Source organism: candidate division TA06 bacterium, from assembly GCA_016235665.1.
Lineage (GTDB): Bacteria > Edwardsbacteria > AC1 > AC1 > EtOH8 > UBA5202.
In genome coordinates this window covers 195,467-219,981 of the sequence record JACRJI010000003.1, presented here as the reverse complement: position 1 = coordinate 219,981, position 24,515 = coordinate 195,467, and the positions used below count along the sequence as shown (strand labels likewise).

The following is a 24,515-nucleotide window of genomic DNA, read 5'->3' as shown; positions in this document are numbered from 1 at the left end:
ATTCCTCAAGATCTTATTCCCATCTTGCATTTAATTCTGTTCTGCAGCCGGACCGCCGGCAGCAGTTTGAATCCTGGTTTTGCCCACACCGCCAGGGCATAAAGCGATCCTTGAGGAAGGTAGTATATTTTTACCATCCTGGCCCCGAGTTTTTTCAGATCGCTTTCGCTCCAAACAGACCTATGCCTCTCATGCGGATTATCCAGAACCTCGCCCTGGCCCCAGTCCTCACCCAGTGGAATGGCTACCAGTAACGCTTTGTTGGCCTTACTGAAAAGATCTCCGATGACATTGCTGGCCGCACTTTTCTCCAGATGCTCCAGGACATCGCCGGCAAATATTATGTCATAATTGGGAAGCTCCGGAAGCTTATCCTCAATCTTGCCCAAGTGTATCTTATCGTAAACATGCTCGTGCTGGGGGCAAAGATAATCCCGGTGAACCTCCACCCCTTCTATCCTAACCAGCCAATTTTGTTTTTGGTAGCGGCCGTGATAAATGTCTCCGAACTCCCGGGCCAAAAAACCCCAGCGGCCAAAGCCGCAGCCAATATCCAGAAAGCTCTGGTAGCCCAGATGGGAAATAATGGAGATGACATCCGAGATGTGTTCGTATCGGCTCGACGGCATGTTGCGTTCAACCTCTTTATGTTTTTTTTGCCACCACTGTCCAGTAAAACGGATACCTTTGAATACCCGGCAAAAGCCCGATTATAAAATCCATCCTGGTCAACAGTTCCACTTCCCACTGCCTGGTGCCAAGACGATCCCGGTGATCTTTATGAAGCAACCTGTAAAAAGCTTCGGTGCTTTGATACAGCAATCCGGTTAAAAAAAACTTGGGCTGAATATATAACGGCTCAAGCCCGGCCCTCTCGCAGAACCTCACGATATCGATATAACTCACTCCCCGGTTGGCCTCATCGCCCACTGATTGGCCCCACAACTGCTTGGAGCGTATCCCCATCAATTGAGCCAATGGCCTGAGGATCTTGTAAAACCAGGCATTGGGTTCGGCCGCCATAATAAACACGCCGCCTTTTTTCAAAACCCTGCCAACCTGTTCCGCCACTTTATACCGCTCCGGCATCTGGTGCAGAGCGGCGCAGATGTATACGGCATCAAAGGTCTCAGCTTCAAACGGTATCTGTTCAGCGTCAATAGCCGCCACCGCCCAGGGATGCTTACAATTAGCTTCCCGGAATTTTACTGCGGCCGCAAAACCGGCCCTGGGAGCTAGATCAGTTTCCAAAACCTCATGCCCCATTTGACATAAAGATACCCCGTGCCTGCCGTCCCCGCCGCCCAGGGTAAGTATCAGGCTGTGCGGCTTTAAAAAAGAGATGGCTTTTTCTTTTATCTTCCGTTCATATTTAGTAAAGCGGTAATAATTTCTGAAGACGCTTGATTCGCTGGGGGAAATAGCCTCACGTCCATAATAATCTGATTCCAAGTGTTTGAACTCGTCGGAAGAATTCCAAAATACCGGCACGCTGTCTTGAATTTCAAATTTTTGGCCGCATTCCAGGCACTCAAACTTGCCCAAATTGCTCCGGAGCTTGCCCAGACAATTGGTACAGGCTAAACGACGGGTTAAATATTGGGGGAGGAGTTGTCCCAGCCACTCCTGCTGAGATTTATCTTTTTTGCGATTATTCATTTTTACGCAGAATCAAGGCCGTATTGCCGTCAAAAAATAAGTCTCCGGGCCACCAAGGAATAGGTGCCATCAGGTCTTCAAGAGGAAAAGACACCCACCTTACCAAAGGGTTCATCACTTTTATCATCCACCATCTTTGCCAAAGCAGTTTTTTATCGCCCAGCAGTTTCATTTGGACCCGGTTGACGTATACAAAAAACGGCAGCAGCAGATGGTGATATGCCCACAATACCCTGCCGGGGTTTTGAGCGCCGCAAACGGCCAAATGCTTTTGAGCCGCCATGATCAGCGATCTTCGGTTATAGGCCCTGACGTGCCCGTGCCTCTCGGCTTCGCCGGGCTTTAGCTTTCCGGAGTATGAGGTGGGGCAAGCCAGCCAAAGCAAACCGTCATTCTTTAGGACCCTTTTGGCCTCTTGCAGGGCCAGATCCTCATCAGGGATATGCTCCAGCACATGGTTCATCAATATCACATCAAAAGAACAATCCTTGAAAGGTATGGCGGTGACGGTGGCGCTGGCAAATATTACGTTTTTCTTGCGCTGGCTGGCTTCCCTGGTAAACTCTATGTCAAATCCGAACAGAACGTGCCGTTCAAAGGGTTCCAAATTATCCGCCGTCTGGGAGCCAATGTCCAGCACCCGGCCGCCTCTAAGAGCCGCCAGTTTTGAAAGCTGGTGACGGGTATATTGAGAACCCAGATTATGCTCAACCTCGTAGCGTTGTTCTTCAAATGTCAGTGGCATCTGATTTCTCCCATCGGGCTGTGATAATGGCAGTAGCACACTTCGGTCCGGCATGGGAAATCGAATCCGTGTTATGTGCTGTCATGGTTTATTCTGATCGTTGTGGTCTAATCGGAATCTATTTGCTCCGCTGAACATTCAAGTTTTCTGCGGCACAGGACTTGGTAATATCTGCAAAATCGATATCAAAAACATCTCAAACACTTCCCTGGGTGCCCATGGATTAGCTGACATTCATAATGAAACCGGCCGGGTTTACTTTTTCGCGAATTGGGCTATGATAAAAGATCCTCCTTGGTTTACCACCGGCACGGAGCGCAAAAACCGGTCGCAGGTTCTATAAGCCCCGGGAATATCCCTTTCCAGGTATTCCCAGATCCTTTCCGGCAAGATCGATGCGCTTGACGACCATGTTTTTTCAAAGCCGGCTGCACGGCACATTTTGAAAAGCTCACTTCTATCCAAAAACCTCAGGTGTCCCGGGTCCTTTGAAAAGTCTTTCAGTTTTTTTCCCGACCATAGCCTCCGGGGCCAATCCTTCCATCTTATGGCCGAGGGCGTGGTTATGATCAGCGATCCTCCGGGGCAAAGCATGGCCCGGCAATTGGACAAAAATATCTGCACATCCGGAACATGCTCCAGTATCTCCGAAGCGATGATAACTTTGAAACTACCCGGGCCTAGGCCGGTCTTCTCCAGGTCGGTGACCACCACCCGCCCCCCGTTTAACGTACAAGCCCGGCGGGCTCTGTTTGGAGAGATATCCGCTCCCCATACATTTGTAAAACCGGCTTCTTTGAGCATCTTCAACAACACCCCGTCACCGCATCCGGCGTCAAGAATAGCGGCGTTTTTTTCGGCGCTTACCCGTAACATTCGCTCCACCACTGTTTCCAGCTTTTGCCTGAAAAAGGATAGTTCTTCCAGAACAACATGGTCTATCCTTTGGGCATCTTGCTGGTAGAATTGATAGTATTGTCCGCAGCCCTCCTCATCCAATAAGATCGGCACTCCCTCTTCGATCCTGTAACTTACGAGACAGCGATTGCATTTAAGTTCCATTTTCCCAATTTCAAGCCCTTCCCGGCAACGGGGACAAATATAAGTAACCACTAGGGTGGCCCTTTCTCCGGTATTGTAGCCGTCTGACACCGGTGAGGTCATAGTACTGAAGTTATTAATTCCTCTTCCAATAAAACGGAAAGTTTTTCATAGGAAAACAGTGCGTCGGCCAATCTCCGGCCGCCATCCCCCAAAAATAGTTTTTGGCGGTTATTGTACAATTCCAATATTTTCTGAGCCAACCGGGGCGGATAATCTAAATCCACAAGACCTTGGTATGGGATCAGCATTTCTTGGGGCAAAATATAATGGGCCTCGCCCACGTCGCTGGTTAAAATATAACGGTTGGCCGCCAGATACAGCGGCAACTTGCCGGTGGTGCGCACCCAAAAGGCATCCGCGTTAGGCTGGGTGTTAAGCGCTATATCGAACATGGAAATCCATTCCGAAGTTTGTTCCCGGGACATCCTGCCCAGATAACGCACGTTATCTTCCAGCCCGTATTCTTTAATCTTTGTCTCAAATTCATTTTGTCCCGGCCCGTAACCCGCCAAAGCGAATTTTATAGGGGTATCTTTTAATAGCCGGGCTGCTTCCAGCAGGTCCCACCCATACCATATCACACCCAGATTATTTGGCCAAAGCAAAAAGCCTACCAGCCCTACCACAAAAGAACCGGGGCCAAACAATTTTTCCTTAAGCGCACTGGAATTCGTCTCCCGCACTTCTGCCAGATCCACCCCGTCAGGGATCAACAGAATATTCTTAAGTCCCCCTTTTTTCAAATACTCAACATGCCAGCGACCCCTTACCACCACAGCGCTGGCAAGCCGCAGGATCAGCCATTCATATATACCGAGCAGATGGGTTTGAAGACGGGTATAAAAAAATAGCTTGGATAATTTATAAGCCAGATCTCCGGTATCGAACACAAATTTTAGCCGGGGCCAAAATATCCTGCACCCCAGGGCCAGCATTAAAATGAAATAGTTATAGCTAAAACAATAAACCGCTGCCGGCCTCTTTTTCCAGATCGAAAACCAGATATCTCTTAATCTTGCCCCACCCGGATGACAGAACACAAAAACCGGTTTAAGCCGAAGCCAGTGGCCGGCCAGATTTATTGCTCGCTGGGCATCGGACGAAGATTCGTCGCCCATTATTATGAACCAGATATCCTTATTCTGGGCTTCAAACATCATGCGTCTGCCGCTGCGGCGGGTTTTCTGGCATACAGCACCAGCGCATAGCTTAAATGATCGTCCCAAATGGTCGGCCGTTCCGGCTTGATGTCAGAGATATCTGCTTTTGCAGGACTTTCAACGGTTTCACGCTTCAGCAGGAATTTATTGACCAGCCGCCAGGGATTTAAAAGCCCCATAAAATATCCGGATTGTCTCAAAGACTCTCCGAAAACCTGGCCTTCTTCTGTTTTCAGTTTACGGCATAGCGCAAACAATTCGCGCCGGGAATATGGATATTCTTCGCCCACCAGCCATTTTCCGGTAAGCTGGGCCACAAATTTATAGAGCCGGTATGGCGGGCTGTATTTATTGGGAACCGAAATAAAAGTTACGCCGCCTGGTTTTAAAACATCTAAATGTATCCGGTTGATGGCCAGCCTCTGCTCTCCCAAAAAATGCTCGGTCAGGCCGAAGGACATGGAAACATCATACTTGCCCAGCAACCCGGAAGGAAGATTCAGGGCATCCTGTAAAATGAAATTGGCCTTTACCTGATTTCGCTCGAAAAATATTTTGGCTTTATCCAATGCTCTTGCAGAATAATCCAGTATGGTAACCTCGGCTCCCTGTCTGGCCATTAAGGCGGCATACGTGCCGGCCCCGGCGCCAATTTCTATCACTTTAAGGCCGGAAAATGATCCAAAAACTTTTTCTACCCGGTCTTTGATCTTTCTCCATCGAACCGTATACTCCTCTTTGGTCAGACAATAAATATCCTCTTCGGGAGTATTTATCTTCCAAAGATGGTCCCACAATTGAGGGGTGTTTTGGTTCATGCTTTTAAAATCTCCCGATATAATTCCGTGATTTGGGCCACCATACTTTGGATGGTAAATATTTCTTCAACTCTTTTCCGGCCGTTTTGGCCCATAGCCGCTGCCTTTTGCGGATCGCCCAACAGCTCCAGCATGGCCCGGGCCAGTTCTTCCGGATCGTTGGCTATCAGCCTCCCCGTCACATCATCCACAATGATCTCTGCGGTCCCGCCGGCTCTGATGCCAATTACCGGGCGGGCGGCAGCCATGGCTTCGATGGTGGCCCGGCCGAATGCCTCAATGGGGCAGGCCATGACTACTACATCAACTTGAGACAACAATTTCCAAATGTCGGATTCAAAGCCGGTGAATCGAAGATTATCCCTTAAACCTAGATCCGGGGCCAGCCTTTTCAAAAACCCGGCATATTCCGGGTCTCCCAAATGTGTGTCGCCGACAATCAAATACTTTACCTGATCGGTTTTTTGCGACACTAATGCCGCGGCCTTTAAAAATAATTCCTGGCCTTTGTCGGGCGACAGCCGGCCAATGATGGCCGAGGTGTATGGCTTTCTTCCAAAAGGTGGTTTTGTCAGGGAAGGAACATCTATCCCCTCGTAGATCACCTTGACCTTTGGTTTAAGCCCGCCAACTGCTCTTTTTTGTTCCAGAAATGCCAAAGGAGCTGCGGCAGCCTGTGATACCGACATAACTGCCGCACTCCAAAAATAGAGAAACCTGTAGAGCGGTCTCATGGTGAACAGGTTCCTCACCGTCCAGATCAGGGGTACGCCGGCCGCAAAACAGGGCAGACATAAGAAAGCGGCTTCCAACGCTTCATTGGCATGGGCGATTTCTATCTCTTCATCCTTTAATATTCTATACAACCGCCACAAAGCCGGTCCGACGCCAAGAACATATATGATTTTCCGGAAGACACTCTTAGGTCTTATGCTCAATAAACCGGTTGGAACCGGACCGCAAAATCTTACCTTAACCCCAAGCTTTTTAACTTCCTGGGTCAACGGGCCATCCTCAACGGCGGCAAATACCGGAATTTCCCTGATTTTATCAAGCCCTTTAAGAATGGCCAAAAGGCTTGTTTCCCCTCCTCCGATCTTAGGCACCCGGGAAAAGAAAAGTATATTTATGGGTTTTGGAATAGGCATCAAATCCTTGATAGAACTCTTTTTCCCAAAAACCTGATCCAACCAGGAACTGAGTGAGTGTGGGTGCGCCCGTAATCGTAAAAGTGTTTCAGGAATAGTTTCCATCTTTTTTTCAGCATCTGCCACGGGCCGCAGTTCTTCACTTTTTTCGCGTAGGTGATTGACCCCACCACGCCCACCTCGGCATATTGCGGTTTCAGGAAGATCTCATCGCGGACCAGCCTCTTTGGACCAAGCCAGTCTACGGAATCATGGAAAGCTATGGTCCCCCCCTCATTCAAGAAAGGGCTCCAAAGTTCAAAATCCTGTTTTACCAGTTCATACTCGTGGGCTCCGTCTATGAACAAGAGATCTATTGGACCCTTCCATTCCCGGGCCGCCTGTTCCGAAGTTTGCACCAAAGGAATCACTTCCCGATCAACTCCGGCCTTTTTGATATTGTTCTTGAATTCGTCCAAAGTATTGACCAAGCCCATTTGCTGCTTGTGCTCGCTGGAACCGGAGTGGGGATCTATGGCGTATATTTTGACGCCCTCCCGGGCTCCGGCAGCCAGGCAGACCGTGGACCGCCCCTTCCAGGATCCGATCTCCACTACCGCTCCCTGTCCTTGGCATGCTCCGGCCCGGCGGTACAGGAACTCACCTTCCTCCGGTGAAAGAAATCCTTCTGTGGCCAGAAACGCTGGCGCAGTTTTTTCCCAGGGACTGATTCCGCTCATCTAAATTCCACCTTTCTGGCGTAAGTGTCCGGATCGTTTGGGTCGTGCGGCTCGTCGGTGTAGGCCAGCAAATACATCATCTCATCTCCGATGTTCTTGATGGCATGAGCTGTACGCAGAGGGATCTCCACTGTCGCCAGGTTGTTCTCGCCGATCTCCAGTTCCCGCCTTAGCCCGGTTTCGATATCCTCGAACACCAGCAGCCCCCGCCCCTTGATGACGCAGAACCACTCGTGTTTGCGCAGATGGTAATGATGGCCCTTGGAGATACCGGGGTGGGCGGTGGTGATGAAGAATTGCCCGAACGCTTCTTTGCCGGGATGGAGGTCCTCTTGCCTTAGAATCTCTGCCAGCCAACCGCGCTCGTCGGTCTTTATGTCAAGTTTCCTGGAATTCATTTTACAGCCCTCATTTTAACTTGTCCCTAATCTGTTCGAAGCTTTCGGCAGGGCTGCAAAATCCGGTCTTCAGAAATGACCTGGCCCTTGAAATATCCAGGGAAGCATCCCTGGGCCGGGGAGCCAGGAATTTATGGTTGGAGAATGAATTGGCCTTTACCAGCGATTCTGGATACCCGAAGCTTGCGGCCAGCTGCCGCAGGAACTGATATTTGGAAATCCTTTCCGGTCCCCCCAGGTGCAGGATGCCATTTGGCCTTTGTTCAACGATCTCGGTCAGCATCTCGGCCAGATTGTAAATGGATACTGGCGAGAACCATTGATCCTCAAAGCCGTATATTTCCCGGCCGTTCCCCAACCCTTCCAGTGATCTTTCAATGAAGGTCGGTTTTTTTTCATTTCCCAGGATTCCGTAAATGCTGGTTCTTACGGCGCAACCCGAAACGGGAATCTCCTTTTCCCCCAGATATTTAGTGCGGCCATATTCCGAAATAGGACTGGCCTGGTCAATTTCCCGGTAAAGTCCTTTTTGTCCGTCGAATACGAAGTCGGTGGAGATATAGATAAAATATGCGCCGGGGCAGGCCGCAACCAGGTTCCTGGTGGCCAGGACATTCGCCTTATAAGCTTCTTCGGGATTGCTCTGGCAGAAATCCACGTCGGTTTGGGCAGCGGTGTGCACTACGGCATCAAAAGCCGGCAAAGTCAGATCACCGGCGGCCAGATCACAGGGAATGGCCGTGGCTCCTTTGAATTCGAAGCCGGTACGATGCACGGTATAGCTTACCTGACATTCCCGGGAAAGTCTGCGGACTACGGCCCTCCCCAGCATGCCTGAGCCTCCGGTGATCAGAACCTTCAATCGTTATATCTCCCCGTCCTTATCTTTTAAGTCCAGCCATCCTTCCTGCCCCAAAAGCTTTTGTATCGCTGTCCGGCTCATCCGGGCCGCCGCATCGGAACTGTATTCAAACGGCTTTTTGAAATACTTTGCTTTGCTATAGTGCCGCCCGGCCTTCTCATTTTTCACTTCCGGAATCACAATGAAGTGATCCTTGTGCTCCAGGCATCTCAGCGATTCTTCTTCGGAGATCAGGATCTCATGCATTTTTTCCCCGGAACGCATCCCCAATTGCCTGGACCTAAGCTTTTGACCGCTGGCGCCGGCCATTACTGTCGCCAGATCCCCTATACTTAGGGCTTTGGATTTTAATACAAAGATCTCGCCTCCTACCCCGTCGCGCATGGCCGTAAAAACCAGCCAAATGGCCTCTTTTAATGTTATGATAAAACGCGTCATCTCCGGCTCGGTAATGGTCAGGGGCTTTCCGGCCTGCAGTTGTTTTTTGAACAAGGGCACCACGCTTCCCCGGCTGCCCAGCACATTTCCGTAGCGCACGATCTGAAATTCAGTGCTGGCGGCATCCGGTCTGATATTGGCGGTAATGAACAACCGTTCCTGCAGCGCTTTGGTCATACCCATCACATTCACCGGCTTCACCGCCTTGTCGGTGGAGATGGCCACCGCTTCCGGTATTTTATTCTGCACGCAGGCTTCGATCACGTTGGCGGCCCCCAGGGTGTTGGTCATCACCGCTTCCATCACATTGTGCTGGCAGGAAGGCACCTGTTTCAGCGCCGCGGCATGGAATAACAGCTCCACCCCGGCGCTGGCGGATACCAGCGTTTTTCTGTTCCGGACATCGCCGATGATAAAGCGCAGCCGGGGGTCGTTGTTGAACCAGTACCGCATGTCGTCCTGCTTCTTCTCGTCCCGGCTGTATATCCGGACCTCGCGCGGAGAAAACTTCAGGATGGTGGACACTATCTGGTGCCCAAATGAGCCGGTGCCTCCGGTTACCAGAATTGTCTTTCCTTTGACGAATTCCCTCATCGCTCAAATCTCCGTCAATATTTTTTGGATGCCTTTTGCTGTTTCAGCAATTCCGAAGTGCCGCTCCGCTCTTTGCCGGGCTTTTTCCCCCATGACCTTGGCCTTGCCGGGGTCGTAGATCAGTTTTTCCAATATGAACGGCAACTCACCCGGAGTGCATAGAATCCCGGTCTTGCCGTCTTCTATGATCTCGGGTATGGCCCCGGACCTGACAGCCACCACCGGCTTGCCCAGGGACATGGCTTCCACCAGCACCCGGCCAAAAGGCTCGGGCTTGACCGGCATGTGCACCACTATATCGGCCACCGTCATGTAGGGAGCGGGGTTATCCATCCAACCACTGAAAACCACGCTGCCGCTAACCCCAAGGCGGCTGGATAGAACCCTGAGTTTCTGGGGATATGACTTGTCAGCAAATACGGCGTCTCCCACCAACAGTAACTTACAGAGTATCCCCTTTTTTATGAGAACAGCCAGCGCGGTTATCGCATGTTCCTGGCCCTTCCATGGGGTCAGCTGCCCAAAGCAGGCTATCAGAATCTCACCAGGCGCAACTTTGAGCTTTGCCTTTGTATCCAGACCGCTTGTTTCTTCGCTTTCCTGGCGCCACTGCAGATGATCGATCCCGTTATATACCACCTGCGGCCGGCATCCCGGCCAGGACAAAAAAGGCTGGACGGAGGCGGCCCGGGACACGGCTATGATTTTAGGGTGTGTCAACAGCCCAAGGCACCATAGCAGTATCCCCCCTATACCGGCAAATATATCGCGGATGTGCCAAAACAGCTGCCGTTTTTGTTTGTTTTTATAAAATCCAATGAATACTGCAGCCTTGAATGTATTGGCGTATAAAATATCCGGATTTTCAATCCGGCATATCTCCGAGAATTCTGCCTGGGCTTTGGCCAATTCCATCCAGAACCTTGGATCCAATGCTTGGAATAAAGCCTTACTCTGGGTTATATTGGCTAGTCTGGGACCAATGCTTATAGTGCGGCATTTGATCTTTAGTTTGGCCGCTTCGGGAACTATCCTGCTGTTTTCCGCCAGTAATAGAATAGGTTCTACCGGCTCAATTAAAAGAGGCAAAAATGCCAGCAGACTTTTCTCGGCGCCGCCGTAAACCTGAGAATGATCAAAAAATAAAACTTTCACTATAACCTTGAATTATAACAGATTATGTTAACATAAGATGCTTATAAAGTCAATAAAATAGGCCTGGTTATGCACATTTTTTTACCAGGCCCTGAAGGATTTATACAATTTTTGGAATTCAATGAAAACATTATCCGGGGAGAGCCGGGAAAGGCATACCGGAACAGGTTCCCGGCAGCCGTACTTGTTGGCTGGGCGATAGCAGGGACTGCATTCTGCCTGGCTTTTAACGGTCTTGGCTGACGGACCGTAAGGGCGGCTTAAGGCCGTGTCGGTGGGACCGAAGATTGTCAGTGTGGGAACCTGCAACGCTGCAGCGCAGTGGGCCAGCCCGCTGTCATTGGAAACAAAGGCTCGGCAGTGTTTGATCAGGGCCAGCGTGGCCCTAATATCCTGCCCGCCAACCATGGAAACTGCGCCAGGTCCGACCTTTAAAGCCACATCTTCCGCCAATCCCTTTTCCTCCGGGCCGCCAAAGACCATCAGGGATAATCCCCGGTCAGTCAGGGATTTTCCCAAGATAATGAAGTTCTCTTTGGACCATCTTTTTTGGGAATTCCCTGCCCCCGGGTGCAGGCCGATCAATTTAGATGGTTCAATTTTCAGCCGGAGCAGCGATCCCTTTGCCTGTTTTATCTCCTCCGGGGCAAGAGAAAGGCCGTAGCCCTGAAATTTCCGGTCGATGCCCGCCGCCCGCAGCATTTCCAGATTGCGTTCCAGATAATGCCGGGATGCGGCTTGTATTTTCAGGTTGCAAAGATCATATTTCCTCTGCTCCGGCGACACCCTGTCACGGGCACCGGAAACAAGGGCAGCCAGGCAGTATCTGATACCTGGAAAAGGCGAGCTGGTAAAGGTGATCTCCGGATCTAGTTTTCTGATGTCTCGGATCAATTTCCAGGTTCCCTTCAAACCCCGGTATTGTGGATCATCTATCGCCAGTTTTTTTTGCATCCCGGAAGGAAGCAACGAGAGCATGGCTTGCTTTTGAGAGATGACCGTGATCTTGGTGTTGGGCAGTTCCTCCCTGGCGGCCTCGATGGCCGGCAGTGCCATGATCATGTTGCCGATGCCTCCCCAGACGAAAAAGGCCAGCGACCCCGGCCTTTTTATTTTTGGCGCCTGTCCAAATCCAAAATCCCAGGGCCTTCCCCATTTTTTGGTAAAAACCCTGCGGCTGGCGGCGGCGGCCTGTTTCCAGGCATCGGACTGGCGGCCCATCTCTCCGGCAAAGCGCGAGGCCCGGCCGCCGAAGTGGTAGAACAGGCTGGAGCGGACCCTTAATAATTCCGTCTCTTTCAGCGCCAGACGGTAGAACAGATCGGGATCCGATCCGGGGCCCGGATTGAAGCGCTCGTCCAATCCATCCAGCTGCTCCCATAATCTCCGGTGGATCAAAAAGGGATAATTGACCCCCGGTTCAAAAGCCCCCTGTTTCTGCCGGTTTTCGGCCCCGGCATAGGTTAAGAATTCCTGTTCCCGGAATTCTTCGAAGGTCTGCCCAAAATCCCGTTTGATATGACAGGGCGCCACCGGCACCCACCCCGGCTCTACCTGGACCCCGCTTAAGACCCGGTCAGACGCGGCCATGGACATCAAGGCTTCATCCCATCCGGGGGAGGCAACCAGGTCATCGTTGGCCAGGAACAGATACTCGCGGTCGGCCAGGCGGGCGGCCTGGTTGGTGGCGCTGCAGATGCCCTGGTTTTTACCGAGGATGACCTTGTCGATCCCAGGATAGTTTTTAAGATATTCATTGGTGCCGTCGCTGCAGCCGTCGGCGCAGACTATTATCTGGTGGGGATATGCCGAGTGTTCCTTAAAACTTTTAAGACAAAGTTTCAGATAAGGAAGAGTATTGTAGGTGGGAATTATTATGGAAAAGCCTGGCTTCATTTAACCTTTCTGGCCGAAAGCGACAAGGGCAGTCCGAACAGCAGATGGCCCAGTTTAAGGCTTAATCCACCGAACAGCAGTCCCGGAGCCGATCTGGCCAGGCCGGAAACCGCCCGGGCGGCAACGAGAAATTTGTGCCGGGGATTAAAATTGTTTTTCTCCAACCGCATTTGAATACTCTGGGGGAAAAACACCCTGCTTTCAAATCCGCAACTGGCCAAGACCCCCCGCCAGGCGGCCAGGGAATAGCTGGCTTCCTTGACATCCTCGTCCTCGATGGCGGGCTTGGGCAAAAAGGCCTCGGCCAGCCCCTTCACCGGCTCATTGGCCAGCTCCAGCCGGCCCCCGGGGATCAGCGTCCGGCTTATTTCCCGGACCGCTCCGCTCAGGTCATAGCTGTGGTGCAAAGCGGCCGAGGCGGCCGTCAGGGACAGCGACTGGGTTTTGAATGGAAGCCGGTTCATGTCGGCCAGTATCCGGTCGAAATAAATATTGGGGCTGAAAAAACATTCTCCCAGCTCCAGCTTGTTGTCTGTGCTGATGTCCAGGGCAATGCCCTTATAGCCCAGGGCCGCTATCCGAGAAGTGGTCCAACCGGTCCCGGCGCCCAGGTCCAGGGCCCAGCCACCTCCGGCCGGCAGTCGATCGATCAACTGGGCAAAGTTGATCCGGCTGTCGCTGGTGTAAGTATTTTCAAGATGCTCCCGGCGGGCCAGCTGTTCCCGGCTCCATTTATCGGCGGTAGAGACCTTTGAGCGGCGATAGCTTCTTTGAGCGCTCTCTATCCAGGGATGGGACCTAACCAGACAATCCAGAATTCCGTTGTTTATGGGATAGATATTGCGGCAGACCAGACAAACCACGCTTCCCCGGCGGATCTCCCGGCCGTCCTCCTTTAGTGACTCAAGCCGCCAGTCGCTTTTACGGCAGCTTGGGCATTGCAGTATTTCCAGCAGTTGCCGGCGCATCAGCGTTTCTTCTGTTCTATGATTTCCATCATGGATATCATGGATCTTTCCCAGGTATGTTTTTGATAGACCAATGCCTGCCCGGCGGCGGCAATACCTGCCCGGCCGGAATCATTATGAATATATTCTTTTATGATTCTCAGCATTTCTGATTGATCCTTGAACCACGCCAGGTGTTTGAGGTTGTCAAAATAGTCTTCCAGCCCCGGAACATAGTGGGATAGGTGAAAACCCCGGCAGGCCAGTACCAGCAAAGCCCGGTCGGAAAAGTAGCCGGGATGATCGTTGCGGTTGTTGACTCCCAGGACGATCTTGGCCGAGGCGCAGACCTTGGCTAATACTTCGCCGTAGGCGAAATTCCCGGTGTAACCCAGATCCCGAGGCCAGCCCGGCTGGCCCCAGATCCTTACCTTATACCCCGCCTGGCGACAGGCTCTGAGGAGATTTATCCTGTCGGGAGCCGGAGCCCCCGCAAAAGCCACATCGCAGGCATAGTTGCCATCATAACCTGCGGGTTTATGGACCTCGGGGTCACAGCCTTCAAGCAGGTGGTGAACATTGTTCTGTCCGGTGATCAGTGATAATGGTTCTACCAGATGTTTGCCGGTGACAAAGACAAGATGGCTGGCTTTGGAATGGCCTGCCACATATTGGTGGAGCGGAGCATCCATGTACCGGTAGGCCACCAGCATCTGCCGGGCCAGTTGTTCTGTGATCCCCGGGTCCAGGCGCTTTCCTTTGACTACGATCACGGCATCAGGTACTTGGGACCGGGCCAGTCCCAGCAGTTTTTTGCCGAGGGCTTGAGCTTTGACTGAGGAGGATAGTTTGAACCACAACCTTTCGTTCATGTCCAAAGGGCGGGGGTGCGACCAGTCCAGCTCTAACGGCAATACCTGATGCCCCAGCCGTTCCAGGTGCTTCTTCATGAAATGGTTGGTGGACCAGGGAACATTGAACACTCCGGCCAGGATGATTTTCATATCAGACTCAAAGGAGGATAAAATTCTTGATTTCTTCCGAACCGCAGTTGAACAGCATATCCATTACTGACAGACCGGGCACGAATTCTCCCCAAAGCTGGGGATAGGGCTGGGGCTGGTATTTTGTATAGGTAAGCCCTATGCCGGCCCGCTGGAACTGTTCCTTATCAAGGTAGTTCTGGCCGCCGGACCCTGAGATATATTCCCGGGCCTTAAGCGCCAGACAGGCCGAGACCAGCATCTCGGTGGATTTTCCTTCGATTTTCAATTCGGATAAATTTATGAATTTTGTTTTTATACCCAGATACTCAGCCAGCCTTACTATCACCGTCCGGTTCAACTGCGAAAGGTTCTCCCAATTTTGCCGATAAACCATATCCAGCAGCCAGGAGCATTCTTTGAAATAAGGCGTCCGGGAATAGCATGATTCCAGGGTTTTCAGGTGCTCGGCCTGCCACGGCCGTTGATTGTCTATGGCCACTTGGTTGACGTTTTGAAAATACCGGCCCTTTTTGAGCACCGGCACCGAAAGCCAGCTGGCCCGACCGTCGCATTGTTTGACGGAGCAGCGGGCGGTGTAAGAGGTGCGTGAGTATTGGACGCTGTCCAGGAACACAAAGACATCGCAGCGGGCCATTTTATAAAAATAGCCCGCCCACGGCAGGTAATTCGGTTGATGAGCGGCGACGATCATGTTTTTATTGTGGTTGGCATCAGATAACCCGATTGAAGTTACTTGAGAACCCAGCGTATAACCTCAAATGCCTCGGCGTATCTGGCCCCGATCTGGGTCCCCCTGGTTGTGGCCAGCGCCCTGATGAATTCCGGATTGGCGTAAAACCGCCCCAGCTGTGACTTATAGCACTTGAGGGCCCGGATCTTGGCTTCGATATGCTTCGGCTCCAGCAGAACGAAGGACTGGGTCTCGAAGGTCTTGTTGTTCCATGGGATCTCGTAACCCAGGATGGTGCGGTCCTTGAAGGCCCGGAAACCCTCCTGGGCAATGGTCAGATGGTCCTGATGGGTATCGTTGAAACAGGGCATCAGCACCAGACCGGGATCGATCTTTCTTTTCAACTTTATCAGGTCGTCCAGAATGGCCTGGCGGTGCTGGGGAAAATCACGCACCGGATAATCATAAATGTACCGGTGCTGTTTCTTAAGCCCCAGGCTGTCCAGGGCCGCCTGCAGCTCCTTTTTAAGGGTGCCGGGATCGGCCCCTTTGGGCAGCGATTTTTCGGCCGAGGAGAACGCGGCATAATGCACCTGGGCCTTCTGCTTCAGCAGTTTGGCCATGAACCCCCCGCAGCCGAACTCCCCGTCGTCGGTGTGGGGCGCCAGCACCAGCACTTTTTTGAACATGAGGCAACCCTTTTATGTTGTCTGTTTGATGGCCTGCCGCCACAGATCATGGCAGCGGTTGAGGGAAAGCACTTCGTCCACCAGTTTAAAACCGTTCTTCCGCAGACGGGGATGATCCTCTATGAATTTCTTTTCCTTTTCCAGCGGTTCCCCGGCCTCGGGGTCCACCACCAGCCCGCAATCATATTCTCTGACCAGCCGGACCGCGCCTTCCACAAACGGGGTGCAGATCACCGGCAGTCCGGCGGCCAGGTATTCCCCCAGCTTGACCGACAGGCAGACCCTGGTGTTGGACGCTTTACGTTCCAGGATCAGCCCGGCGTCTCCCAAAGCCAGCATCTGGGAAAGCTGCTCCGTCGAAGAAGGATTGACCAGCAGGTAATCTCCCTCTTTCAGTCCGGCGGCCCCGAATGCCTGGTGTATAGAGGGGGCGAAAGCCGGAGTGCCCGAAGCCACCGCCAGAAAAGCTTCCGGCCTTGCTTTTTTAAAGCGCTGCAGGTAGGCGGCCACCAACCCCCGGTCCCCGGGAGCGCCGAATGATCCCAGGTGCAGCAGCACGAACCGGTCCTTAAGGCCGTATTGATTTTTTACTGCTTCCCGGCGGGCTGGATCGAATTTTATTTTATGCTGATCCACGCAGCAGGGGATGACCAGGGAAGGCGCATCTGGATCAATGGTCTTCAGATATTCAGCGAACGGCTCCGATACCACTACGTTCAAAGCCGCCTGAGATATCAGGGATATTTCCTGTCCTTTCCAGAACCGGTGGTCCTGCGAGCCGGCGGCAAATATCCCGGCATTGACCGATTCTTCGGGGTACATCCCCCTCAGGTCAAAGATGTATGGGATGCCGAAGTATCTCTTGGCCAGCCGGGCCAGCGACGCCGCCGGATAACTGCGGGCGACCACCAGACCAGGACGAAATAACAAAAGATAAACCAAGAACGGCCCCAGCGCCGATGCCATATAAAGGTAATATTTTGCCCGGGTCAGATTGAAATCACGGGGAAACAACGGGAATCCTATCGGCCAGATGTCGGTCCGGCAGCCCAGGCCGGAGGTGAATGATCTTACCGCCTTCCGCTTGGCCAGTCCAGCCAGATATGTTTTAAAAGGCCGGCGGCGCCCGGTGTAGAACATGAACGGAGCCAAAGACAGATACCTGAATTCCGGTCCGGGCCCGCTATTTCCGGAGCCCAGTATCGGAGACAGGAACTGCCCCTCAATCAGATTTCCGCGGAAAGGCACTTCCAGCGAGGTCAGCAGCAGCACCTTTTTCATAGATTGATCAGCTCCCGGTATTCCTGCCAGTCTTCTTTATTCAATATCAGGCTGGGAACTATCTCCACCCTTAAATGGCGCTTGAGCCAGAACAGCGACAACAAGCCGGAGCAGCTGTAGGCGGCGGCCGAGGCCCAGGCCGCGCCTATCATCCCGAACCTGGGGATCAGGATAACATCCAGCAGCAGGGTCAGGCCCAGGCCGCTTAAGGCCAAGTAACTGACGTATTGCGATTTTCCCACCCCGGCCAGATGGCTGACTATCAGCTTGGCTGGAGCCAGCATCACCACCCCGAAAAGAAGCACCTGCAGCGCCCTGACGGCCGGATCAAAGGCTGGCCCATAAAGAACTCTGATCAACCCCTGGGCCGAAAGCGCCAAGACGATCGCGGCGGTCAGGCTTAAAAATACGGTATGACGGATGGCCTTAAGGCTGATCTCTTTGGCCCTGGACTCCGAATCTGCCGAAGAAACCGCTGGTAACAAAACGGTGGAGACCGCCGCCGGAATGTACCAGATCAACTCGGCTAAAAAAACCGCGGTGGCATAAATGCCCACTTCGCGGTTGGTCCAGAACAGCGCCAGCAGGATCAGGTCCAGCCGGTAGTTGAAGAACTGGATTATCTGGCCCGGCTGGCCCTTCAGCCCATAACTTAATGATTTTTTTAAACCGCTCCATGACGGGACCAGCGACAAAGCTGTTTTTTTTATAAGTCTAAAACCGCTCCAAAGCGCCGCCAGTAAGATCGAAATATTGGCCGCCCAAAGGGCCGAGGCCACAAAACCGCCTAAGGCCGCCACCAGCAGGCCCAGTGCCAGTAGCCGGCCAAGCTGTCGCATCAGGCCAGCTTGATTGAATCCCGCCAGATCTCCCAGGCCTCGCAGCAGGTTTATCTGGTAGTCCAACAGCAGCAGCAATGGAAGCCCGCACAACACGATGCCCAAAAGGCCCATATCCACCGGCCTTTTCACGATGATCCCCAGGACCGGGAAAAGAAATATGGTCAGTACGGCCAACATGGATCCGGTCAGCACCGACATATAAAGGGAATTGGCCCAGGCCCGCCCCGGCAGTATCTGGCCGCTGCCGACCAGATGGACATTGGCCAGGCCCAGGCCCAGATTGCCAGCCAGCGCCAAAAAGCCGGCTATCAGCCCGTACAGGGCTATGGCCCCTTTGGCGGTAGGGCCCAGGTACCGGGCCACTATCACCCCGCACCCCAGGCCCAGCACCATGTTCAGGGCCTGGTATAAAAAAGTCTGCAAACTTTGGGCGCCTAATTTTTTCATTAAAGCATCATGGTGATTTATTGCCGGATAATGTCCGGTGCGGATCGTTCTGTCCCCATGGAAAACCAATTCCCACTTAAATAATCTTTAGCAAAAGACGGGGAGATTTTAACTCTGCCCCGTCTTTTAATATTTCCGTAGTCCCGGCTTTGGTGGTTATTTAGGCCTTGGTGCGTTTTTCCAACTCTATCACCTTGCGCCGGATGTCCTGGATCTTCTGAGCCAGGGCCAGTTCTTCTTTTTTGTGATTGATAATCTTCTGCATCAGGTCGCGGTCCTCCTGGGTCAGCTGGGTATGCCGCTCTTCAGGAGTGGCCTCCAGCATTTTCCGCCTCTGTTCCATCTGCACCCCCAGCTCGGTCACTTCCCTCTTCAGCCCTTCCAGTTTGTAATTCTCCTCTATCTGTTGTTTGCGCAATGATTCCACTTCGGCCGCCAGCCCGTCCTGCGCTGACTTCAACTCTTCGGCCTTGCCCAGCTCCCGGCGCAGGGATTCCAGCCTGGTGTTGATGGATGATTCTTCGGCCTTCATGGCCTGGGCTTTTCCCGCACCAACCGGGGCTGCCGAAGCAGCAGACAATTGTTTGGTCATGGCCGGTACTGCCGCAATGGGAACGATCAATCCGATCAGCATGGCCACCAGCCCTATTATGATCACCATGCTTTTGCCGCCGCCGGAGCTTTTGGCCTGTGGCAATTCCACCAGCATCCGGAGCCCGCCCTTGATCTTGTTATTATAGACCGAGGGCACGGCCACCAAAAGCTGGCCCGGGGTTATCTCCTGTATGTCCAGTTTGTCGCCGGCCGGGGGCTTGGCCCCCTTGGGCAGCTGGTAAGTTTTATCTATCTGATCTTCAATGTCAGAGCCCACTATCAGGCCGGCGGGATCGGTGACTGTGATGGACTTGATGGCCGGAAGCTTTGATTTCAGGTCGGCCAGCACCGGACTCATGTAATCTTTGACCTCGTCTGGATAGGTAAAAAATATGAAGCCCGTCAGACGGCTGGCAGTAGAGGCAAACATCTCCAGCTTGGTGTCGGCCGCACCGGGCTTGGCAGGGGCAGCACTTCCGGGCCAAGTAGCCAAAGCCACTCCCAGCACCGCTCCCACCGTCAGCAAAGCGGAAAGAGCCAGCACCATGATCATAATGCCCAAATTAGGGCTTTTATTGCCAGCCATAACGTTATCCCCTTAATTTATGATTGCTTGAAATATTCTGAAACTACAGGACATTTTTCCAGGGAAGGACGAAACTGTCTTAGGCGGGTTTGCTTTGATATCGGCTATTTTACGCCTATGGTTCTACGTTGTTTTTTTATTGAACCAGAAGGTTTCGCTAACTGGGTAAGCTTTTAGACGTCAAGAACATAATTATTAACATATTTTAATCGTTTTGTCAAATAAATTTTTTAATTATTTTTATATTTTTGGGGCTGTCCGTAAAGCCATCTCCAAAATCAGCATCAACCCGGCTAAAAAAAGGAACAGCCTGGCTGCCGGACTTTGAGCCGGAAAAGCCCCAGGGCCTGATCCGGATGACTGCCACGTAATGTTTTGCATGATAGCCTTTAGTTCCTGGTTTGAAACCGGCGTCAGATCGGACTCCTCAGCCGCTATGTTCAACGCTTCCGGTACCCCCTCTTCTGTTTGGGCCCAGCCGGATCCTTGCCTTGCTCCCGGGTTTCCGCCGGAGCTGGTTCCTTCTGATCCGGTCACCGACTGCCGGCCGGTTTTTTGGGTCAAATGGTCTGCGGTTTGCAACAGCATTACCAGAAAGGCCGGTTTAAAAACCATATCGCCAAAGCCAGTTTGCCCGCCGGTCAGGAGAACCGCCGTCTTAAATTTCTGACCGGTGCCAAAGATCAGCGCCGGGTCGGACCGGTTGATGGCCAAAACTGTGTTTTGCCGGGTGAAGGCCTTCCAGTATGTTTTTATTTTAACCGCCTCCAGCTCGGCCGGACTGAGATCGCTTAAGATGCCTTCATCACTGCCGGTTTTGTTCAGGCGATAGAGGTTATGGGACAACGAGTCCGCCAGGCCCGAAAGAGTGATGTCGGAAAACTGTTTTAGCAGCTCCTGATATTGTTCCCGGTCGGAATTGAGCGGCGGGGCAACCAGCAAACCCGCGCCGTTATGCACTGAATTCATGATTCCGGCCAGCAAAGCCTTGTTAATTGTGGCTTTGGCCACCACCACCAAATCAAAGCCCTTAGAATACTGGCTATTCCAGATGTTGGCCCGTTTTATTTCGTAACCGGCCCGGGCCATGGCCGCAAAGGCCCGGTAGAGATGCTCGCCTCCGTTATCCGTATCATCCGAAAACAGCAGGACCTTTTTAATGCCCGTGACCGCAGCCGCCAGGTAATACTTGTCGTCCAGCGGCAGGTCATCCCCGGAGGTATACAGGAAAAGAGAGTCCCGGTCCGGCAGGCCAAAGCTTAAGGAGATCGTTCCGTCCGGGGCTGGCCGGGAGCTTGCCTGATATATTGTCTTGCCGCCGGCCGCCAGTCCGATCTGGGGCGTCTGCCCGCCCAGGGTCCTGGCCCTGACGATGATCTTTTTGATCAAAGGTTTTACCTGGATCTTTTCCCAGATCAGGTTGTTCAGGCTCCGGGAGGGTTTTATCTGATATACCGTGACCGGTGGGGCGCCTGGCAGTTTGCCAAGGGGCGAAAGGCTGGGGCCAAAGGCCGTTCGCTGCAGGTCTGAAAAAACTATGATCCTTACTCCGGAAACCCCTGCGGCCTCAAGTATCCTGGCTGCCGTCTGGATCGAACCCTCCAGGTCGGTGCCGAGCTCGGTCTGGGGCAGCGCGGCCACCGCGCGTTCGGCCGTCAGGGCAGCAGACAGCCCGCAGACCACCGGGCTGCCCGGCACGGCCGAAACCACCGCCGCTCTGGCGTTGGGCCCCAGCCCTTTAAGTACCTGCCGGGCTCTCTGTTTTGCCCTTTCCAGCATAGTGGTATCCCGGCTGACGGCCCCCATGCTGGCCGAGTTGTCTATGACCAGAGCGCAGGTTTGCAAAGACCCGGAGAGCCAGCCCGGCAGATCCAGGTTAACTGCGGGCCGGGCCAGGGATAATGCCAGAAGAACGATGATCAGGGTGCGCACCGCCAGCAGCAGGTATTCCCTGATCCGGCTGGGCCGGACCGCGGCGTTCTGGACCTGCTGAAGCAGCCGGATGTCGGGGAAAGGGATCACTCCGGCCCGCCGCCTCCGGAACAGGTGGATCAACAGCGGCAGCCCGGCCAGGGGCAGAAACCAGAGGCCGGCGGGATTGGCGAAAGAGAGAAAGGGCATCGTTTGAAAAATTGAAAGTGTGCGCTGGTTTTGAAACTACCTGAACATGGGGATTCGATACGCCCTTACGGACTACTCAGCCCCTGGCCGCAAACTGAAAGGTGGCTGAGTGACCGCCTCTGGCGGTTGTATCGAAGCCACCTTCTTCTACCTCACAAACATCAGCATGCTCACCGCCATCACCGCCATGCCGGCCAGCAGCCCGTAGATGGCCAGGTGATGCTGTCCGCACTCCCGGGCGGTGGGGAAAAGCTCGTCGAAGGAGATGAACACCATGATCCCGGCCACCGCCGCCAAAAGGACCCCGAAGACAGCATCGGTCAGGAATTCATGGAACAGCAGGTAGGCCGCCACCGCCCCCAGCGGCTCGGCCACCGCCGACAGGAATGAATACCAAAGAGCCTTGCGCTTGCTGCCGGTGGCGTGATAGATGGGGACCGCCACGGCGATCCCCTCGGGTACGTTGTGTATGGCGATGGCCAGGGCGATGAACAGCCCCAGGGTGGGGTCCTTGAGCGTGGCGGTGAACGTGGCCATGCCCTCGGGGAAGTTGTGGATGGCGATGGCCAAAGCGGTGAAGGTTCCCATCCGCAGCAGGTCTATGTTCTTCTTGTCTTTCAGTTCCTTGGCGGCGTGGGTCTCGTGGGGGTTTTCTATGGCCGGCACCAGCTTGTCTATGATCCCGATCAGCAGCACCCCGCCGAAGAAGGCGGCCACCGCATACCAGCTTCCGGCCAGGTTGCCGAAATGGGAGACCAGCCTTAAGCGGGCCTCGGGCAGTAATTCCATGAACGAGACATAGACCATCACCCCGGCCGAAAAACCCAGGGAGACCGACAGCACCCTGGTGCTGGTTTTTTTGGTGAACAGCACCAGAAAACTGCCCACCATGGTGGAAAGGCCGGCCAAAGCGGTCAGGACGAAGGCCATTAAAAATGAAGGAGAGTGCATGGCGTGCTTACCTGAAAAGTTGATAACGAGGACGGCGGGATTATTTTATTTCGGTCTCCCAGAAATGATCCAGAGGGCCGTGGCCGTGGCCGATGGACAGGGAATTCTTTATCCCCCCGGTCACATAGCGCTTGGCCCGGGCCACGGCGCTGTCGATCTTCTCTCCCCTGGCCAGAAAGGCTGTGATGGCCGCCGAATAAGTGCAGCCTGTGCCGTGGGTGTTGGAGGTGTTGATGCGCGGGGCCTCCAGCACGGTGAACTTGTGGCCGTCGAACAAAAGATCGGTGGCATTGCCCGGCAGATGCCCGCCCTTGATCAGCACGTGGCGCGGACCAAGCACCGAGATCTTGAAGGCCGCCTCCTTCATCTGGTCCAGATTGGCGATGGTCTTCATCTTGGATATCCGCTTGGCTTCGTCCAGGTTGGGGGTCACCAAAAAGGCCAGGGGGAAAAGGCAGGATACCAGGGCCGCTTCGGCCTCGGGCTGCAGCAGCGAATGGCCGCCCTTGGCCACCATCACCGGGTCCACTACCAGAGGTCCCATCTTGTGCTTGCGGAGGTCGTGGGCCACGGTCTCTATCACCTGGCGGTTGAAAAGCATCCCGGTCTTGACGGCCTGGCAGCCCATGTCCTTAAGCAGAACCTCCAGCTGCCGGCTGATGAACTCGGGCTTGACCGGAAAGATGCCGAACACGCCCTGGGTGTTTTGGGCGGTCAGGGCGGTGATGACGTTGATGCCGTAGACCCCGCAGGCGGCGAAGGTCTTGAGATCGGCCTGGATCCCGGCCCCGGCCCCGCTGTCGGAGCCGGCGATGGTCAAAGCAATTTTCATTTGCGCTTTATCTGGTTGAGTTGGGGGATGTCGTACAGCACTGTTCCGAAATCATGGCCTATGTCCTGGACCCGGTGGGCGTCGCTGCCCAGGGTCAGCCTGGTGCCCCCCATTTTCAGGTATTCCAGCACCGCCGGGTAGGGGGGAAAGGTCTCCTTCACCTGCTGGCGCAGGCCGGAGGTGTTGACCTCCAGCATCATGCCGGCCTGGATCAGATGCTTCAATATTTTCTTATAATTCTTCTCGTACTTTTTGTAGACCAGCGGACCGTAATGCAGATGCCCGTATCTTTTGCACAGGTCCAGGTGGCCCAGGCAGTCGAACAGCCGGCTGTCTGTCAGCTTCTCCACTTCCTGAAAATACTCGCCGTAGGCCTGTTCCTCCTCGATGGCGCTGTAATGTTTTTTGGCCAGCTCCGGTCTCGAGATATCCTTGGAGCCCACCATGTGCACCGAACCGATGGTGAAGTCGAACTGGTGCCGGTGGATGAAGTCCAGGATCTGCTGGCGCCGCCGGGGCTGGTAGGTGATCTCTATGCCCTTGTAGATTTTAAGCGAGCGGCCCATGGCCACCCGGGCCTCGGTTAGCTCTTCATTGTACTTCCGGTCATCATAAAAACCGCAGCCCTGATCCGAAGGGTCAAAGTCAGCGTGCTCGGTAAAGACCAGTGCCTTCAGCCCCAGCTTAAGGGCCTGGCGGCAGGCGGCCTGCATGCCCATCTCGGAATCGCAGGAGATCCGGCTGTGAAGGTGGGTATCTATAGCGTCCAGGGGATATTTTAGGATTTCAGAATTCATGATGGCGAATTATTCACAATATGATGATTTCTTTGTCCCGGCAGCCGGAATTATT

Annotated in this window: 23 protein-coding genes; all 23 read right to left on the bottom strand. The window is 53.5% G+C overall.

Annotated features, from left to right (window positions below; translation table 11 throughout):
• Nucleotides 1-5: 5 nt before the first annotated feature.
• On the bottom strand, nucleotides 6-629 hold the full coding sequence (locus tag HZA73_01720; protein MBI5804746.1) for a class I SAM-dependent methyltransferase: 624 nt from the start codon (nucleotides 627-629) through the stop codon (nucleotides 6-8).
• A 16-nt stretch (nucleotides 630-645) separates the two neighbouring features.
• The gene (locus tag HZA73_01715) at nucleotides 646-1,545 is read right to left on the bottom strand and encodes a class I SAM-dependent methyltransferase (GenBank protein ID MBI5804745.1); all 900 of its coding nucleotides are present in this window, start codon (nucleotides 1,543-1,545) and stop codon (nucleotides 646-648) included.
• Between the two features lie 106 nt (nucleotides 1,546-1,651).
• Nucleotides 1,652-2,458 carry a class I SAM-dependent methyltransferase gene (locus HZA73_01710; GenBank protein ID MBI5804744.1) on the bottom strand — a complete coding sequence of 269 codons (807 nt, stop codon included), beginning with the start codon at nucleotides 2,456-2,458 and terminating at the stop codon, nucleotides 1,652-1,654.
• Between the two features lie 201 nt (nucleotides 2,459-2,659).
• Entirely contained in the window at nucleotides 2,660-3,415 is a 756-nt protein-coding gene (locus HZA73_01705) for a methyltransferase domain-containing protein (GenBank protein MBI5804743.1), read from the bottom strand.
• 149 nt (nucleotides 3,416-3,564) lie between these two features.
• Nucleotides 3,565-4,668, bottom strand: coding sequence for a glycosyltransferase (locus HZA73_01700; GenBank protein MBI5804742.1), 1,104 nt, complete (start codon nucleotides 4,666-4,668; stop codon nucleotides 3,565-3,567).
• Nucleotides 4,665-5,486 (bottom strand): class I SAM-dependent methyltransferase, encoded by an 822-nt coding sequence (locus HZA73_01695; GenBank protein ID MBI5804741.1) that lies wholly within the window; start codon nucleotides 5,484-5,486, stop codon nucleotides 4,665-4,667. Before HZA73_01695 ends, HZA73_01700 begins: the two co-directional genes overlap by 4 nt.
• Nucleotides 5,483-6,760, bottom strand: coding sequence for a glycosyltransferase family 4 protein (locus tag HZA73_01690; GenBank protein ID MBI5804740.1), 1,278 nt, complete (start codon nucleotides 6,758-6,760; stop codon nucleotides 5,483-5,485). Before HZA73_01690 ends, HZA73_01695 begins: the two co-directional genes overlap by 4 nt.
• Nucleotides 6,761-7,349: 589 nt before the next feature.
• Nucleotides 7,350-7,751, bottom strand: a complete 402-nt coding sequence (locus tag HZA73_01685) for a hypothetical protein (GenBank protein ID MBI5804739.1) — start codon at nucleotides 7,749-7,751, stop codon at nucleotides 7,350-7,352.
• A 10-nt stretch (nucleotides 7,752-7,761) separates the two neighbouring features.
• The gene (locus HZA73_01680) at nucleotides 7,762-8,613 is read right to left on the bottom strand and encodes an SDR family oxidoreductase (GenBank protein MBI5804738.1); all 852 of its coding nucleotides are present in this window, start codon (nucleotides 8,611-8,613) and stop codon (nucleotides 7,762-7,764) included.
• Between the two features lie 3 nt (nucleotides 8,614-8,616).
• Nucleotides 8,617-9,645: a polysaccharide biosynthesis protein gene (locus tag HZA73_01675; protein MBI5804737.1), complete on the bottom strand. Its 1,029-nt coding sequence runs from the start codon at nucleotides 9,643-9,645 to the stop codon at nucleotides 8,617-8,619.
• Between the two features lie 3 nt (nucleotides 9,646-9,648).
• Nucleotides 9,649-10,800: a glycosyltransferase family 4 protein gene (locus HZA73_01670; protein MBI5804736.1), complete on the bottom strand. Its 1,152-nt coding sequence runs from the start codon at nucleotides 10,798-10,800 to the stop codon at nucleotides 9,649-9,651.
• An 81-nt stretch (nucleotides 10,801-10,881) separates the two neighbouring features.
• Nucleotides 10,882-12,696 (bottom strand): glycosyltransferase, encoded by a 1,815-nt coding sequence (locus HZA73_01665; protein ID MBI5804735.1) that lies wholly within the window; start codon nucleotides 12,694-12,696, stop codon nucleotides 10,882-10,884.
• Nucleotides 12,693-13,664 (bottom strand): methyltransferase domain-containing protein, encoded by a 972-nt coding sequence (locus HZA73_01660; GenBank protein MBI5804734.1) that lies wholly within the window; start codon nucleotides 13,662-13,664, stop codon nucleotides 12,693-12,695. Before HZA73_01660 ends, HZA73_01665 begins: the two co-directional genes overlap by 4 nt.
• Nucleotides 13,664-14,647: a glycosyltransferase gene (locus HZA73_01655; protein ID MBI5804733.1), complete on the bottom strand. Its 984-nt coding sequence runs from the start codon at nucleotides 14,645-14,647 to the stop codon at nucleotides 13,664-13,666. Before HZA73_01655 ends, HZA73_01660 begins: the two co-directional genes overlap by 1 nt.
• 7 nt (nucleotides 14,648-14,654) lie before the next feature.
• Nucleotides 14,655-15,341 (bottom strand): WbqC family protein, encoded by a 687-nt coding sequence (locus HZA73_01650; GenBank protein ID MBI5804732.1) that lies wholly within the window; start codon nucleotides 15,339-15,341, stop codon nucleotides 14,655-14,657.
• A 38-nt stretch (nucleotides 15,342-15,379) separates the two neighbouring features.
• Nucleotides 15,380-16,009: a PIG-L family deacetylase gene (locus HZA73_01645; protein MBI5804731.1), complete on the bottom strand. Its 630-nt coding sequence runs from the start codon at nucleotides 16,007-16,009 to the stop codon at nucleotides 15,380-15,382.
• Nucleotides 16,010-16,021: 12 nt separating this feature from the next.
• Nucleotides 16,022-17,290, bottom strand: coding sequence for a hypothetical protein (locus HZA73_01640; GenBank protein MBI5804730.1), 1,269 nt, complete (start codon nucleotides 17,288-17,290; stop codon nucleotides 16,022-16,024).
• Nucleotides 17,287-18,579 (bottom strand): oligosaccharide flippase family protein, encoded by a 1,293-nt coding sequence (locus HZA73_01635; GenBank protein ID MBI5804729.1) that lies wholly within the window; start codon nucleotides 18,577-18,579, stop codon nucleotides 17,287-17,289. The genes HZA73_01640 and HZA73_01635 overlap by 4 nt, the downstream gene beginning before the upstream one ends.
• 160 nt (nucleotides 18,580-18,739) lie before the next feature.
• Entirely contained in the window at nucleotides 18,740-19,759 is a 1,020-nt protein-coding gene (locus HZA73_01630) for a hypothetical protein (GenBank protein MBI5804728.1), read from the bottom strand.
• 240 nt (nucleotides 19,760-19,999) lie between these two features.
• Nucleotides 20,000-21,880, bottom strand: coding sequence for a BatA domain-containing protein (locus tag HZA73_01625; protein ID MBI5804727.1), 1,881 nt, complete (start codon nucleotides 21,878-21,880; stop codon nucleotides 20,000-20,002).
• A gap of 147 nt (nucleotides 21,881-22,027) precedes the next feature.
• On the bottom strand, nucleotides 22,028-22,831 hold the full coding sequence (gene zupT / locus HZA73_01620) for a zinc transporter ZupT (protein MBI5804726.1): 804 nt from the start codon (nucleotides 22,829-22,831) through the stop codon (nucleotides 22,028-22,030).
• A gap of 40 nt (nucleotides 22,832-22,871) precedes the next feature.
• On the bottom strand, nucleotides 22,872-23,663 hold the full coding sequence (gene thiD, locus HZA73_01615; GenBank protein ID MBI5804725.1) for a bifunctional hydroxymethylpyrimidine kinase/phosphomethylpyrimidine kinase: 792 nt from the start codon (nucleotides 23,661-23,663) through the stop codon (nucleotides 22,872-22,874).
• Nucleotides 23,660-24,460, bottom strand: a complete 801-nt coding sequence (locus HZA73_01610; GenBank protein ID MBI5804724.1) for a histidinol-phosphatase HisJ family protein — start codon at nucleotides 24,458-24,460, stop codon at nucleotides 23,660-23,662. Before HZA73_01610 ends, thiD begins: the two co-directional genes overlap by 4 nt.
• Nucleotides 24,461-24,515 lie beyond the last annotated feature (55 nt).